The sequence below is a fragment of the Duganella alba genome, from assembly GCF_009674495.1.
In the GTDB taxonomy this organism is placed as follows: Bacteria; Pseudomonadota; Gammaproteobacteria; order Burkholderiales; family Burkholderiaceae_D; genus Rugamonas; species Rugamonas alba.
Genome location: NZ_WKJN01000001.1, coordinates 23,339 through 37,800, shown reverse-complemented (window position 1 = coordinate 37,800; position 14,462 = coordinate 23,339). Strand labels below are relative to the sequence as shown.

Sequence of the window (14,462 nt, the reverse complement as noted above, 5' to 3'; positions counted from 1 at the left end):
CTACCACCCGATATCCCTGAGCAGCGGATAGGTCAAGTCAAACGGCGGCTTCACCTCGTGTGTCAGATCGGCATTGATCGCCGGTTCCATCAACAGGTTGGGCGTGGCGCTGGTGTCGTAATGCGAGACCGACGACCCGGGCTGATTGGGCCGCGGCGCGTACATCAGCACGCGCCCCAGCGGATCGGCGCCGGCGCGCACGCCAAGATTCACGCCGAGATTGGCGAACATGCCCGAATGTGCGCGCGTGCGCTTCGCCAGCGCCTGCTTCAGCACCTGGCCATCTTCCTGCGTGATGCGCACGGCCGGAATGACAATCGACGGATCGCTGCCGCCCAGGCCCGGCGGCGGCGCGCCGGCCACATTGTCGGCCACAATCGCGCCGATGGCGCCGGCATCCTGCACGTTGCGGATCTTGACCACGAAGGTGCACACGCCGCGGTCGACCAGCGCGATCTTGCCCTTGACCGCCAGCAGGTTGATCGGCGACAGCGGCGCGCACGCCAGGCCCAGGTCCGGCGGCGTGTCGAGCACCGGCATCACCTCCCCGGTCAGGCCGGGACTGGACAGCGGCGGACCGAAACCGGCGGTGCCGACCTGGTACACGCCGGCCACTTCCGGCGGCGTCAGCACCGTCAGGATCGGCGTGCCGCGCTGAAGCACGCTTTGCGCGGCGGCTGTCACCAGTACGCCATTCCACACCAGCTTGCCGGATTTGACGGCGGACGCCACGCGCTCGGCGTCGGTCATGTCCTTCCACACCTTGCCGGTGCTGGTGTCGAGCAGGAAGTAGTCCCAGATGCTGGGGATGCCTGCCAGCAGTTCGCCGGTCTGGTCGTCGGTGTAGGTCTGGAAGCCGAGGCCGTGCGCGAACTCGTGCAGCAGCACGGTGACCAGGTCGGTGTATGGGCCGTGCTGGTTATCCAGCCCCAGGTAGAACGGCGAACCGGTGAAGCAGCCGGGCTGGCCGAGGTTGACGTTGAAGCGGGCGCGGATGTCCGGCGTGTCCGGGTCGGCGTCGAAACCGATCAGCTTGTTGGTTTCGGCCTTGCCGAACCAGGCGTTCGGCTGCGGCGCGCCGGGGAAGTCGGAAAACACCTCCAGCGCGCCGGCGCTGCCCAGCACGGCGGCGGTGTCGGTGCACGGCAAGGCGTCCCAGGTCGCCAGTACGCGGATGGGCACGGTGCTGTTCAAGGTCTCGCCCCACTTGCTGGCGGCGGCCTGGAAGGCGTTCAGACGCTGCGCGCCAAGCGTGATGCCGGTGTTGCCGCCCACCGGCGTGACCGGCGTGGGATCGTTGAAGCCGATGCCGGGCGGATCGCCGTTGACGATGGTGATGGTGGCCGCGGCCCAGCTGGTGGAGCACATCAGCAGTGCAATCAAGAAGGTCAGCAGCTTGTTCATTGCTGTTCTCCCGGCTTCGGTTCGCAGGTTTCGGTGATGCTGCCGTCGGCGGCCTTGCGCGCGATGGCGTAGCGGGCCTGGCGATCGTCCAGCTTCAGGCTGACGCCGCCGTGCCGGGCGCGCGCCACTTGCGGCGGCGCCTGCCTGGCGATGGGCGCGACCGTGCGGGCCGATGCCGTCAGCAAGGCGGCCTGCTCGGCATTGGGATTGGTCAGTTGGCCGGTGACCGGGTCTTTGTAGGCCATGAAGCCACCCTGCTGTGGCGACGCGGCCGGCGCCGGCTGCCGCACGACCTGCACGTGCGGAAAAGTCATGATGCCGTCGTTTTGCGGCGCGGCCTGCGCAGCGAACGCCAGGCTGCCCAGGCCGGCGGCGGCCAGCCAGTGGCGGCGGATGCGTTTGCGCTGACGCAGCGCCAGCGCGCCGAGGCAGACCAGCGCGATCGTGGCCGGCTCGGGCAGCGCGTTGATGCTGACGCTGTCGATACCGATGTAGTTGCCGTTGAGGCTGGTGTCATCGACCACGTAACGGAAACCGAAGCGGCCGCTGGCCGGCGCGGTCAGGCCGCTGATCAGCAGCGTCTGGTCTTGCCAGCCCGTATCCACGTCCGATGCGAACGAAGCCAGGAACGAGAAATCCCCGCTGACGTCGGTACTCGCGCCGCTGTCGCTGAAATAGACTTCAACGCGGTCCAGCAAGCCTTCGCCGAGCAGGCGCAGCGAAAAGTTCAGCGATTCGCCATTGACCAGCACCACCTGCGGCGTCAACAGCCAGTTGCTCACCTCGCCGCCGAACGCGGCGTTGTTGAAGTTGGCCGCGATGTAGGAATCGGCCGGCCCGGCCGCTGCCGGGAAGAAAGCCGGCTGCCCCTGGAACCATCCCGTGCTGCCGGGCGGCGCACTGTTGTTGAGGAATACCCAGCCATTGGCGGGGAGCGCCGCGACATTGTTGAAGCCCTCCGTCAACAGAGGCGCGCCTACGGCGGAGCAACTGGCGGCGGCCACGAGCAGCCCCGCCAGACATTTAGTCAGGTCCATATCATCTCCCGGAAGTGGTTATACGGCTCAACTTGCTGTGGTTAGACCACGCGCCGGCTGTGCCAGTTCCCGGAAAATGCTAAAAATGCATGGGCGGACTTTAGGTCAGCGTCGTATCGATGCGCAGGCCGGCTTTGAGGGTCAGCGTGACAGGCGTCTTCTCGGCGATTTCCGCCATGCGGGCTTTTTGTGCGGCGTCCACGTCGCCCTGGATGGAGAGCGTGCGGCGGACCAACATGGCGCCGTCTTCCGCGTGGGTCAGGTGCAGCTGGACGTCGACCGCTGTCACCGGCCACTGCTTGCGGTCGGCGTACATGCGCAGCGTGATGGCGGTGCAGGCGCCGAGCCCTGCCAACAGGAAATCATACGGCGCCGGACCGGCGTCGTGGCCGCCGTTGCGGGCCGGCTCGTCGGCCGTCAGGGCGTGGCCGCCGACCTCGATTTTGGTGGTGTAACTGTCCTTGCCGATAGATGCCGTTCCGCGCGCCATAGCCTGTCCTTGTAATGTAAAGCCCCGGTAAAGAAGAGTAAATGCCGTCAATTCACGAATATTCAACTGGTATAATGGCAACTCTACCGTACAGAGACGGTGTCCCGTCCGAATCATGCAAAAGATACTGCTTACTTGCTGCCTTACGGGCAGCGCAATTCTGCCAGCTTACGCTCAAACCACCGTCCCCGAAAAGCCAGCCGCCAAGCCAGCCACCGCGACCACCAAGGCCAAAGACGCCAAGGAAGCCGCACCGGTTGTGCCGGAAGTAACCGTATCCGCAGAACGCCCAACCAACCGCATCGACCGCCAGGTGTATGACGTCAAGTCCGACATCTCCAGTACCAACGGCACCGCTGCCGATGCCCTCAACAACGTGCCGTCGGTCAACGTCGACCCGGACGGCACGGTCACGCTGCGCGGCAGCACCAACGTCCAGATCATGGTGGACGGCAAGCCGTCGGCCATGCTGCAAGGCGACAACCGCGGCCCGGCGCTGCAGGCGATGGCGGCCGACGACATCGAATCGGTCGAGGTCATCAACAACCCCGGCGCGCAGTTCGGCAACGAAGCCGGCGGCGGCCCGATCCTGAACCTGGTGATGCGCCGCAACCGCAAGCCGGGCGGCATGGCCACCGTCAACGGCAACGCCGGCACCGCCGGCCGCTACAACAGCGCCGTCAACGGCAGCTACAACGAAGGCGCCTGGGGCTTCCAGGGCAGCGCCAACGTGCGCCACGACGGCCGCAACTCGACCGGCGAAACGGTGCGCGACACGCTCGACACCCGCACCGGTCAGTTCGTGCACAACACCCAGGATTCGGTCGGCCGCGGCCTGAACGACATGGCCGGCCTGAACGGCACGGTCAGCTACAACCTGAACCAGAACGATACCCTGACCGGCAGCCTCTCCTACAACAGCCGCACCAACGACCAGCGCTCCAGCGACCACTACGTCAACGGCGCCACCAGCCTGATCCCGGCGGCCGACTACGTGCGCACCACCGCCCGCAACGGCGACAGCAACAACTTCGGCTGGGGCGCGCGCTACGACCACAAGGGCGAGCTGCCGGGCGAAACGCTGAAGATCGACCTGCGCGTATCGGCCTCGGAAAACGACAACACCAACCGCTACACCAACGATTACGCCACGCCGGGCTGGATCGACACCATGGCGCGCCAGCACAACCACAACGACACCCGCATCGTCGACTTCACCGGCGACTACGAGCGTCCGCTGTGGGGCGGCACGGCGAAAGCCGGCTACAAGGTGGCGACCAACGACAACAGCGTCGACACGCTGTACACCGACATCGATCCGATCAGCGGCGTGGCCACCGTCAACAACGGCCGCACCAACGCCTACGAGCTGGATGAAACGGTGTATGCGCTGTACGGCACCTACCAGATGCGCCTGAACGACCGCTGGGGCGCGCTGGCCGGCCTGCGCGCCGAGTACACCGACATGGACATCAACCAGATCACCGGCAGTGTCGAGGCGAAGAACCATTACATCAACTACATCCCGAGCGCCTACGCGACGTACAAGGTGAGCGACAACGCCAACCTGCGCTTCGCCTACGCGCGCCGGATTCGCCGTCCGAACGCCAACGACCTGAATCCGTATGTGACCTACCGCGACGAGTTCAACGTGTTCTCGGGCAATCCGAACCTGAAGCCGACCAAGACCGATTCCTTCGAGGTGGGTTACGAGACCAAGATCGGCGGCCTGGAAACCAATCTGCGTGGCTACTACCGCAAGGACACCGATTCCATTGTCGACTACCGCTACTTCGTCGCACCGAACGTGCTGCTGACCACCCGCGCCAACGGCGAAGGCAGTCATTCGAGCGGCCTGGAATTCACGGTGAGCGGCAAGCTGACGCCGTCGCTGACGCTGAACACCAGCGGCAACCTGGCGCGCTCGCAGCAGAGCTTCTACGACGACAGCGGCAATCTGATTACCCGCACCGCCAACTCGCTGAGCGGCCGCGCGCGGTTGAACTATTCGTATGATGCCGCCAATCAGATTCAGATGGCCTTGCAGATGATGGGCAAGACCCTGTCGGGCCAGGGCTATCGTTCGGCCAACCACACCTTCAACATGAGCTGGCGCCACACGTTGACGCCGCAGCTGACGCTGGTGGCGAATGTGACGGATCTGTTCAATACCAACAAGATGCAGACCATTATCGACAGCGATACCTTGCGCGAGACCAGTACCCGTCGCTTCGACGGCCGGGTGTTCTATGTGGGCTTGTCGTACCGCTTTGGCGGTACGGCGTCGAATGCCGAGAAGCGTGAAGAAGGCTGGGGTCCGCGTCCGGGTGGCCCTGGCGGTCCTGGCGGCCCAGGTGCTGGCGGACCACCGCCGGGTGCGTAGTAAGCGTATGCAGCACCCCTGACGAAAGGGTCTGACCCCGTACGGGGTCAGACCCTGGCCGCAGCGAAGTGCGGGTTTCAGGGGTGCCGCATGCTGCTACTGCCTTCTACTCATGCTACCGGAAACACCACCGTCACGCATAACCCTCGCCCCGCCTCCGCATCACTGAGCCGAATCTCCGCCCGATGGTGATCGGCGATATTGCGAACAATCGACAGCCCCAGCCCACACCCCCAGGCATCATTACCATCCGGCCGGAAGAAGCGATCAAACAACCTTGCCCGATACTGCTCCGGCACCCCCGGCCCATTGTCCCGCACCCGCAGCAACGGCCGGCCATTCTCATAAGCCGACTGCAAATCCACCCTGCCGCCCTGCTGGGTATACCGCAACGCATTGTCCACCAGATTATTCAGCAGCACGCGCAAGCCGTCCGGGTCCGCCGCCACCACCACCTGCGCCGGCGTCTCCACGCCAAGATCAATCGCCCGACTATCCGCCAGCGCGGAATGATCCGCCACCGCCGATTCCAGTAGCAGCCCCAGATCAACCGGCCGCAACGCCGCCACCTGCGCATTCTCATGCCGCGCAAGACTCAACAGCTGCTGCACCAGATGCGTCCCGCGATCCAGCCGTTCATGCAGCTTGCCCAGCGCCGCACGGCGCGCCTCGTCGCTACCCGCGCGCTCCACCAGCTGCAATTGCAGCTTCAACGCCGTCAACGGCGAACGCAATTCATGCGCGGCGTCGGCGACGAAAGTCCGCTGCGCCGTCAACGCCTCTTCAAATTTCTGCATCAGGCTATTCAGCGCCTCCACCACCGGCCGCATTTCCGGCGGCACCTGGTCCGCAGCCAGCGGCGTCAATGTATCGGCCGAACGCCCCGCCACCGCCTGCGCCAGACGATTCAACGGCCGCAGCGCACGTCCCACCACGGCCACCATCAGCACCGCCAGCAGCAGCGCAAACACCAGCAGCGGCGCACCGGCGCGCAAAGCCATCTGCGCCGCCAGGTGATAGCGCGCCGACGTCGGCTGCGCGACCTGCACATAGCGACCATGCCGCGTCTCGCCGTACAGCCGCCAGTGCTGGCCGTAAGCCGAAACCTTCGAATAGCCCTGCACCGCATAACGCGGCAGCGGCGTGGCCACCGGCATCAGCGGCAGCGGCTTGCCCGCTTCGTCCCAGGCCTGCAACACGAATTCTTCTTCAGGATCTTCGGCGGCCGGCGCAAATTCATGCGGCAGCGTGGCGGCCAGCTGGCGCAGCTGCAAATCGGCCAGTTCGTTGGTCTCGCTGAGCAGCGAGCGATAAAGTGAGGCGCCCGCGCCCACGGTGCAGAACAATGTCGCACCCAGCAGGCCAAGCAGCAGTTGGCGGCGGATGGTGCTCATGGCGCCGCCGGAATTTTGTAGCCGACGCCGCGCACATTCTTGATAAAGTCGGCGCCGAATTTCTTGCGCAGGCGGTGGACATAAACATCGACGGTATTGCTTTCGACTTCGGTGTTCCAGCCGTACAGCTTTTCTTCCAGCTGACTCTTGGACACCACGCTGCCGGGATTGTCCAGCAAGGCGCGCAGCACGGAAAACTCGCGTGCCGACAGCTTGACCTGTTCGCCGGCGAAGCTGACCTCGTGGCTGGCCAGGTCCAGCGTCAGCCCGCCATGTTCGACCACGGAACGGGTACGGTTGACCCGGCGCCGCAGCAGCGCGCGGATGCGCGCCAGCAGCTCGTCCAGATCGAAAGGCTTGACCAGGTAATCATCGGCGCCGGCGTCCAGTCCTTCAACGCGGGCCGGCGTACCGTCGCGCGCCGTGATGATGAGCACCGGCAGATCGTCGCCGCGCGTGCGCGCCGAGCGCAGCACCTCCATGCCCTGCTTGCCCGGCAGGCCCAGGTCCAGCAGCATCAGGTCGTAGGCGACGCCGCCCAGCGCCAGTTCCGCATCGCGGCCGTCGCGTACCCAGTCCACGGCGTAGTTCTCGCCGCGCAAGCCATCCACGATACTTTCGCCGATCATCGGATCGTCTTCCACCAGAAGCAGGCGCACGCCGCTACCCCCATGCCATTGAACAACCGGTATTTTACTCCCTAGTTCATCAGCGCCCTGGCATCGGCCACCTGGCCACGGTAGGCATCGAAAATCTTCTTCAGCGCGTCGGCCATGCTGGTGGTGGGCTGCCAATCCAGCTCCTCGCAGGTGTTGGTGATTTTCGGCACGCGGTTCTGCACGTCCTGGTAGCCGGCGCCGTAATACGCGCCGGAGGTGGTCTCGACGATGCCGACCTGGCTGGCGGCGGCGGCGTACTCCGGATACTTGTCGGCCAGCTCCAGCATCATGCGCGCCAGTTCGCGGATCGAATAGTTGTTGACCGGGTTGCCGATGTTGTAGATCTTGCCGCTGGCGGCGCCGTTCTTGTTCTCGATGATTTTCATCAGCGCGTCGATGCCGTCGTCGATGTCGGTGAAGGCGCGCTTCTGATGGCCACCGTCGACCAGCGAGATGTTCTCGCCGCGAACGATATGGCCGAAGAATTGCGTCACCACGCGCGAAGAACCTTCCTTCGGCGTGTGGATCGAATCCAGGCCGGCGCCGATCCAGTTAAATGGACGGAACAGGGTGAAGTTCAGGCCTTCCATGCCATAACCCCAGATCACGCGGTCCATCAGCTGCTTGGCGTTGGAATAGATCCAGCGCGGCTTGTTGATCGGGCCGCAGATCAGCTCCGAGTTCTCCGGATCGAATTCCTCGTCATGGCACATGCCATACACTTCCGAAGTCGACGGAAACACCAAGTGCTTGCCGTACTTGGCGGCGGCGCGCACGATCGGCAGATTGGCTTCGAAATCCAGTTCGAACACGCGCAGCGGCGCCTTCACATAGGTCGATGGCGTGGCAATCGCGACCAGCGGCAAAATCACGTCGCACTTCTTGACGTGATAGTCCACCCACTCCTTGTTGATGGTGATGTCGCCTTCAAAGAAGTGCATGCGCGGATGCGCCAGCAGATCGGGAATGCGGTCGGTGTTCATGTCCATGCCGTACACCTCCCAGTCGGTGGTTTCCAGAATGCGTTTCGACAGGTGGTGGCCGATAAAGCCGTTGACGCCGAGGATAAGAACTTTTTTCACTGCTGCACCATCAGGGTTAATCTTGAGAACTCGCCATTTTGCATGAGACATCATGAACAGAACATTAAAGGTCCATGGCTAACAAGACGTACTTCGATTATGCTAGGCGTATCAGTGCCTATCAACCGGAGTAGATTCACCATGATGCTGCATATCCCCGAAGTCCTCACCCGCGACCAGGTTGCCTTCATCCGGCGCCGCCTCGACGAAGCCGATTGGATCGATGGCCGCGCCACCGTCGGCACGCAAGGCGCCAAGGTCAAGCAGAACCGCCAACTGCCGGAAACCTCGCCGGTGACGCGAGAACTGGGCCAGATCGTGCTGGATGCACTGGCCAACAGCCCGCTGTTCTTCTCGGCCGCGCTGCCGCTGCGCACCTGCCCGCCGCTGTTCAACAGCTACGCCGGCGGCGAGCATTACGGCAATCACATCGACGGTTCCATGCGCCGCATCCCGGAGACCAACCAGTGGCTGCGTACCGATGTCTCCACCACGCTGTTCCTGTGCGATCCGGAAGAATATGACGGCGGTGAGCTGATCGTTGAAGACGCCTATGGCGTGCATGAAGTGAAGCTGCCGGCGGGCGACTTGATCCTGTATCCGTCCACCAGCGTGCATCGCGTCGAACCGGTGACGCGCGGCGCGCGCGTCTGCTCCTTCTTCTGGACCCAGAGCATGGTGCGCGACGATGGCCGCCGTGCATTGCTGCTGGAGTTGGACCGCAACATCCAGGCGCTGCGCGCGCGCCTGGGCGACTGCGACGAGATGGTCGGCCTGACCGGCCATTATCACAACCTGCTGCGCCAGTGGAGCGAAGTCTAGACCTTCAGTTCTTGCTACACGCCGCGCAGCGCGACACGACCACAAGTTCCTGCTGCGTGTTGTAGCCCTCGTGTTCGGCGGCGGCGGCTAGTTGCGTCGCCAGCGCCGGTTCGGCCACCTTGCGCCGCCGGCCGCAGACATCACATTGAAAACAGCAGACACGCTTGTGCTGCGGTCCGAGCTTGACCGCGTAGCATGAGCGGGTGCCCAGCGAATTGTGATGCCATTCGCGTTCCACCAGCGCGTGCTGTTCCAGTTCCTTGAGAATGCGGTAGACAGTGGCCAGGCTGGTCGGGCTGCCCTGCCCCACCAGCCCGCGCAGCACCGCTTCGGCGTCCACCGGCGTCTGGGCCTGCACCAGCACCTTGACCACCGCCATGCGGCCTATTGTCAGGCGCAGCGGTGTTTTACGCATCCACTCCCGCACGCGCTGGCCGACTGGATCGTTGTCCCATTCGGGTGGTATTGCACATGGTAAGAGCATCGGTTGCATCCTTTCCCTCCTTTGCCAAGCGAGAAGCAAAAAGGGGAACTACTTCAGCGGCGACGCCACCACAACCACGCCATCGCCACGTGCACGCTCGATCATCGGCAAGCCGCGCAGGCGCATCACGCCATACAGGTCTTCGCGGACGATGGCGTATTGCGGCACGCCACGGCCGGCGCTCAGCAGCCAGCGGCCATAGAATTCATCCATCGATGCGACGCCGCGCCAGGACTCCTGCTGCAGGCCGAAATCCAGCTCGCCGGTGTAATGCACCGGGATCACGATGTGGCGCATGTAGAACGTCATCGACTGCTCGTAGGTGCCGACCGAATAGACCGGCGTATCCGGCTTCAGCTCCGCGCGGATGCTGAGCGCCGCGTCACGCCCGGCCTGATGGCGGCCTGCCGGCTCGTAGGACGCCATGCTGAATTGCGTCAGCATCCAGCCGCCCAGCGCCGCCAGCAGCACCATGCCGGCGCGCTGCCCGCGCCATTCGGCCAGCCACGCCGCCGCGCCGCAGATGATGGCGGCGGCAAAGCCGGCGCCCAGCCACAGCTTGTCGACCACGGTGATCAACGGCATGCACGCCAGGCCGGCGACGCCGACGACGATCAATAGCAACGCCGGGGCCAGCGCGGCCCTGCGCGAGGCCCGTTCCAGATAAAGGCCCGCCAACAGCGCCATGGCCGGGAACACCGGCAGCATATAGCCCGGCAGCTTGGAACTGGAGTAGCTGAAGAACAGCAGAATGAAAGCGGTCCACACCAGCAGCAGCAACGGCGCCTGGAAGCGTCCTGTCACGCGCGTCCGCGCGGCGGCCAGGCTGGCTGGCAGCGTAAGCAACCACGGCATGGTGGCCGGCACCAGCAGCACCAGGAAGTAGTACCACGGCCCTTCGCGGTGGTGCGTCTTCAGGAAGAACCGGTCCCAGTGCTCATGGATGAAGAAGAACTGCGGCTGCTCGGGATTGCGCGCCGCCACCAGCAGGAACCACGGCAGCGACAATAGCAGGAACAGCGCCAGTCCGGCCACGGGATGCAGGCGGCGCCAGATGCCACGGTCGCCGCTCGCCAGCGCGTATACCAGCAGCACGCCGCCCGGCAGCACGATGCCGATCAGCCCCTTGGCCAGCAGCGACAGCGCCATGGCGGCCCAGCACAGCAGCATCCAGCGGCGGCGCTGCGCCACGTCGGCGCCGTCCTGCTGCGCGATCAGCAGCGCACACAGGGCCAGCGTCATGGTGGTGGCCACCGGCAGGTCCAGCGAGTTGAATTGCGACGCCGCCGCCCAGAACAGCATGGAACCCAGCACCATGGCGCCATACAGGCCGGCGCGGCCGCCGAACACGCGCTGGCCGGTGTAGGCGACCATCAGCACGCCGCCGATGCCGCACACGCCGTTCCACAGGCGCGCCTGCCATTCGCCGAGACCGAACAGTCCGAAGGCGATGGCGCTCATCCAGGTGTGCAGCGGTGGCTTCTCAAAGTACTTGATGCCGTTCAGGCGCGTGGTGACCCAGTCGCCACTAAGCAGCATCTCGCGCGCCATTTCGGCATAGCGGCCCTCGTCCGGCGGAACCAGGGTACGCACGTTCAGCACCAGCAGGGAAAAGAGAATGAAGAAGGCGGCAAGCAGGTACAGCGCGTTCCTGGATCGGAGAAAAGCAGGCATTGAGCAGCATGAAAGTAGGTTAATTACACTCAGTTTATTCGATAAACAATTAACCGCGTGTTAAAAGCACGCCGCACACGCAAAAAAAAGCCCGCTTGACGCGGGCTCTGGAAGGATATACCGATTAGTACTTGAAGTTGGCGGTCAGCGTCGCGCTGCGGCCAGGGCCAACACCGGCGTAGTGCGGCGACGAGACTTTATCGAAGTAGAACTTGTCGTTCAGATTCTGGATATTCAACTGCAGCGAGATGTGCTTGTTGATGTCGTAGCTGGCCATCGCGTCGAAACGGCTGTAACCCGGCGCGTACTTGGTGTTGTTGATGTTGGCATAGACCTTGGATACGTAGTTGACGCCGCCGCCGATCACAACACCTGGCAGCACCGCATACGACGTCCACAGCGAAGCGCTGTTCTTCGGCGTGGTCGGGAACACATTACCGTTGTACGGCGACGGCTGCCAGTTCGGCGCCGCAGTGGTGCCGACGTTGACCGAACCATTGTCATCCACCTTACCATCCAGGTAGGTGTAGCCGCCGAAGACCTGCCATTCCTTGGTGATGTTGCCGCTGACGCCCAACTCGACGCCCTTCATGGTTTTCTTGCCGACGTTTTGCGTGGTGCCGTCCGGTGCGGTGACGCGGGCGTTGTTCATCTCGCTCTGGAACACGGCGCCGCTGAGCGACAGGCGGCCGCCCGGCAGCACTTCCCACTTGGTGCCCAGCTCATAGTTCTTGCTGTCCTGTGGCTTCAGGTTCTGGATGGTGGTGCTCAGCGCATCCAGGCCGTCGCCACCGTCATTGCCCGGCGGGGTCGACGACGTACCGTAGGACACGTAGATGCTGCTGTTGGTCGATGGCTTGTACACCAGGCCCGCCTGGTAGTTGGTGAAGTTGGACTTCACTTCGGCATGCGAGGCGGCGGTGGTGACGCCGCTCAGCGTGTACATCGGCACGTCCAGCACGCTGCGGTAGTCGTCCCAGCGCAGGCCCACGTTCAGCAGCCACTGCGGCGTGAACTCGACGGTGTCGAACAGGTAGGCCGAACGGGTGTTGGTCACCACATTGGTACGCGCCGGCGAGACGCTGCGGGTGTAGACCCACGGATCGTTCGGATTCGGGTTGATGGTGGTGGTGCAGTTGTACAGCGTGGCCGCACCGGAGGTCGGGCAAGTGGTGGTGCCGGTCAGCGGATTGTTGGTGCCCGGTGCAAACAGGTAGCTGCTGCGGTCCGTGTCCTCGCGGCTGATCTCCACGCCACCGGTGTAGCTATGCTTGATGCCGGCGGCGGTGAAGCTGCCGGTCAGGCTGGTGGCGTTGGCCAGCGATTCGGTGCTGGTGACGCGGGTATTGGCGCGGCGCCATACGGTGCCGTACAACATGGTGTTGCCCTTCGAGTCGTCCGGCTGGGTCCAGATGTAGTCGTTGTCGCTTTTGCCGTAGCGGCTCACGTTGCGCAGCACCATGCCATCGGCGAATTCGTGGCGCAGGTCGATGGTGCCGATGTCGCTCTGGGTCTTGCGGAAGTCGCGGTCGACCAGGCCGTAGAAGGTCTCGCGCGGCACGCTGATCGGCGTGCCGTTGCCGTTCTTGGCGACGTTGGCGCCGCTGGTGAACGGGTTGTTGAACGGGATGCCGGTGTCCGGCAGCTCGTCCGACTGCATGTGGTAGTAGCTCAGTGTGGCCTTGGTGTTGGAATGCATGCCGAAGGTGACGCTCGGCGCGATGCCCCAGCGGTTGCCATTGACTTCATTGCGGCCGGCCACGTGGGCGTCGTGGCCCATCAGGTTCAGGCGCACCGCCACGTCGTCGTTGATCACGCGGTTGATGTCGGCGGTGGCGCGGCGGTATTCGGCCGAACCCAGGCCCACGCTGGCGTTGCTGAAGTTTTCGGCTTTCGGCGATTTGCTCACCAGGTTGATGCCGCCGCCGGCCGACGAACGGCCGCCGTAGGCGGAGTTAGGGCCTTTGACCACTTCGATCTGTTCCAGGTCGAAGATTTCGCGCGACTGCGAACCGGTGTCGCGAATGCCGTCGATATAGGTGTCGGTCTGCGCGTTGTAGCCACGGATGAACAGATTGTCGCCGACAGGATTGCCGCCCTCGCCCGCGCCGATGGTAATGCCTGGCACGGTGCGCAGCGCGTCGGTCAGCGATACGGCGCCGGTTTGCGAGATCACTTCCGAGGTGATGACGGTGACCGATTTCGGCGTATCCAGCAGCGGCGCGGTGAACTTGTCGCTGGCCGATTTGGTGGTCTGGAAGTCGCTGGTGCGGGTGGCGTCCACGATCACTTCCGGCAGCTTCTGCGGCTCCGGCAGGGTTTCAGCATGCAGCGCCAGCGGCACGGCCAGCGTGGCCAGGGCGGCGACGTGGAGGCGGCTCAGTTTCGGAGTCTCGTGCTTGCGGCTCTTGATGCCGGCGCTTTTTTCTGTCGATTTCATAATCTTCCGTAGGTCAGTTTTGGTTGTTGGCTGGCGAAGGAGCACGGCTCCCGGCTGGCTGTATAGGTAAAAATTCAGGATTGCCCGGCGGCCGGTACGCAGTCGCGGCAACGTGCCGGAATGACGATTTCCGTCCCCAGCGCGTAGCCTTCAAGCGCCGCGACATTTGCCAGCTGCACCGCCAGCACCGCGTCCGCGATGCGCTGCTGACGGTGACAAACGTCGCAGCGGAACACGTAGGCGCGGCTGGGCGCCGTGGCGCTGGCGATGGCGTACACCGCCTTCACGCCGACCGAACCGACATGGCGGTCGCGCAGCACCAGGCCGTCTTCCTCCATCTGCTTGAGAATGCGGTACACCGATCCCAGGCTGACGTCCTCGCCGATATCCAGCAGCCGGCGGAACAGCAGTTCAGCGGTGATCGGTTCGGTCTGTTGCAGCAACACCGCCGCCACGCTGGAGCGGGCGCGCGTGATCCGCAATGGCGACTTGCGCATCCATTCCTGGACGCGCTGCTGCTGCGTGGCTATGTGGTGTGACGGCTGCATGGGATCTCCCTCTATCGCTGTGCAATGGTCCTGTACCTACCATGC

Annotated in this window: 12 protein-coding genes; 2 read left to right on the top strand and 10 right to left on the bottom strand. The window is 64.1% G+C overall.

Annotated elements, in window-relative coordinates; genetic code table 11:
• The 3 genes from GJ695_RS00150 to GJ695_RS00140 form a co-directional block, all read right to left on the bottom strand.
• Entirely contained in the window at positions 1 to 1,404 is a 1,404-nt protein-coding gene (locus GJ695_RS00150; protein ID WP_154361616.1) for a PA domain-containing protein, read from the bottom strand.
• Positions 1,401 to 2,441, bottom strand: coding sequence for a choice-of-anchor J domain-containing protein (locus GJ695_RS00145; RefSeq protein WP_154361615.1), 1,041 nt, complete (start codon positions 2,439 to 2,441; stop codon positions 1,401 to 1,403). The genes GJ695_RS00150 and GJ695_RS00145 overlap by 4 nt, the downstream gene beginning before the upstream one ends.
• Positions 2,442 to 2,541: 100 nt before the next feature.
• On the bottom strand, positions 2,542 to 2,931 hold the full coding sequence (locus GJ695_RS00140) for an OsmC family protein (RefSeq protein ID WP_154361614.1): 390 nt from the start codon (positions 2,929 to 2,931) through the stop codon (positions 2,542 to 2,544).
• A gap of 115 nt (positions 2,932 to 3,046) precedes the next feature.
• Here GJ695_RS00140 and GJ695_RS00135 point away from each other — a divergent pair, with 115 nt between their 5' ends.
• Entirely contained in the window at positions 3,047 to 5,314 is a 2,268-nt protein-coding gene (locus GJ695_RS00135) for an outer membrane beta-barrel family protein (protein WP_154361613.1), read from the top strand.
• Between the two features lie 110 nt (positions 5,315 to 5,424).
• On the opposite strand, the gene GJ695_RS00130 is transcribed toward GJ695_RS00135, so the two are convergent.
• From GJ695_RS00130 to GJ695_RS00120, 3 genes are read right to left on the bottom strand one after another with little or no spacing between them, the layout of a single operon-like run.
• Positions 5,425 to 6,708, bottom strand: a complete 1,284-nt coding sequence (locus GJ695_RS00130) for an ATP-binding protein (RefSeq protein WP_154361612.1) — start codon at positions 6,706 to 6,708, stop codon at positions 5,425 to 5,427.
• Positions 6,705 to 7,367, bottom strand: coding sequence for a response regulator transcription factor (locus tag GJ695_RS00125; protein ID WP_166454976.1), 663 nt, complete (start codon positions 7,365 to 7,367; stop codon positions 6,705 to 6,707). Before GJ695_RS00125 ends, GJ695_RS00130 begins: the two co-directional genes overlap by 4 nt.
• A gap of 41 nt (positions 7,368 to 7,408) precedes the next feature.
• Entirely contained in the window at positions 7,409 to 8,449 is a 1,041-nt protein-coding gene (locus GJ695_RS00120) for a bifunctional UDP-4-keto-pentose/UDP-xylose synthase (RefSeq protein ID WP_166454975.1), read from the bottom strand.
• 141 nt (positions 8,450 to 8,590) lie between these two features.
• Here GJ695_RS00120 and GJ695_RS00115 point away from each other — a divergent pair, with 141 nt between their 5' ends.
• A complete protein-coding gene (locus GJ695_RS00115) occupies positions 8,591 to 9,271 on the top strand; it encodes a Fe2+-dependent dioxygenase (protein WP_154361611.1) in 681 nt (226 codons plus the stop codon).
• A gap of 4 nt (positions 9,272 to 9,275) precedes the next feature.
• On the opposite strand, the gene GJ695_RS00110 is transcribed toward GJ695_RS00115, so the two are convergent.
• The 4 genes from GJ695_RS00110 to GJ695_RS00095 form a co-directional block, all read right to left on the bottom strand.
• Positions 9,276 to 9,686, bottom strand: a complete 411-nt coding sequence (locus GJ695_RS00110) for a Fur family transcriptional regulator (protein WP_166454974.1) — start codon at positions 9,684 to 9,686, stop codon at positions 9,276 to 9,278.
• A 117-nt stretch (positions 9,687 to 9,803) separates the two neighbouring features.
• Positions 9,804 to 11,429 (bottom strand): glycosyltransferase family 39 protein, encoded by a 1,626-nt coding sequence (locus tag GJ695_RS00105; RefSeq protein WP_154361609.1) that lies wholly within the window; start codon positions 11,427 to 11,429, stop codon positions 9,804 to 9,806.
• Between the two features lie 124 nt (positions 11,430 to 11,553).
• Positions 11,554 to 13,869 carry a TonB-dependent receptor gene (locus GJ695_RS00100; RefSeq protein WP_154361608.1) on the bottom strand — a complete coding sequence of 772 codons (2,316 nt, stop codon included), beginning with the start codon at positions 13,867 to 13,869 and terminating at the stop codon, positions 11,554 to 11,556.
• Positions 13,870 to 13,943: 74 nt separating this feature from the next.
• On the bottom strand, positions 13,944 to 14,417 hold the full coding sequence (locus GJ695_RS00095; RefSeq protein ID WP_154361607.1) for a Fur family transcriptional regulator: 474 nt from the start codon (positions 14,415 to 14,417) through the stop codon (positions 13,944 to 13,946).
• Positions 14,418 to 14,462: the final 45 nt, after the last annotated feature.

Excerpts from the sequence above, each read along its gene's own strand:
- GJ695_RS00150 (WP_154361616.1), bottom strand. The coding sequence starts at position 1,404 with ATGAACAAGCTGCTGACCTTCTTGATTGCACTGCTGATGTGCTCCACC.
- GJ695_RS00145 (WP_154361615.1), bottom strand. The coding sequence starts at position 2,441 with ATGGACCTGACTAAATGTCTGGCGGGGCTGCTCGTGGCCGCCGCCAGT.
- GJ695_RS00140 (WP_154361614.1), bottom strand. The coding sequence starts at position 2,931 with ATGGCGCGCGGAACGGCATCTATCGGCAAGGACAGTTACACCACCAAA.
- GJ695_RS00135 (WP_154361613.1), top strand. The coding sequence starts at position 3,047 with ATGCAAAAGATACTGCTTACTTGCTGCCTTACGGGCAGCGCAATTCTG.
- GJ695_RS00130 (WP_154361612.1), bottom strand. The coding sequence starts at position 6,708 with ATGAGCACCATCCGCCGCCAACTGCTGCTTGGCCTGCTGGGTGCGACA.
- GJ695_RS00115 (WP_154361611.1), top strand. The coding sequence starts at position 8,591 with ATGATGCTGCATATCCCCGAAGTCCTCACCCGCGACCAGGTTGCCTTC.
- GJ695_RS00110 (WP_166454974.1), bottom strand. The coding sequence starts at position 9,686 with ATGCGTAAAACACCGCTGCGCCTGACAATAGGCCGCATGGCGGTGGTC.
- GJ695_RS00105 (WP_154361609.1), bottom strand. The coding sequence starts at position 11,429 with ATGCCTGCTTTTCTCCGATCCAGGAACGCGCTGTACCTGCTTGCCGCC.
- GJ695_RS00100 (WP_154361608.1), bottom strand. The coding sequence starts at position 13,869 with ATGAAATCGACAGAAAAAAGCGCCGGCATCAAGAGCCGCAAGCACGAG.
- GJ695_RS00095 (WP_154361607.1), bottom strand. The coding sequence starts at position 14,417 with ATGCAGCCGTCACACCACATAGCCACGCAGCAGCAGCGCGTCCAGGAA.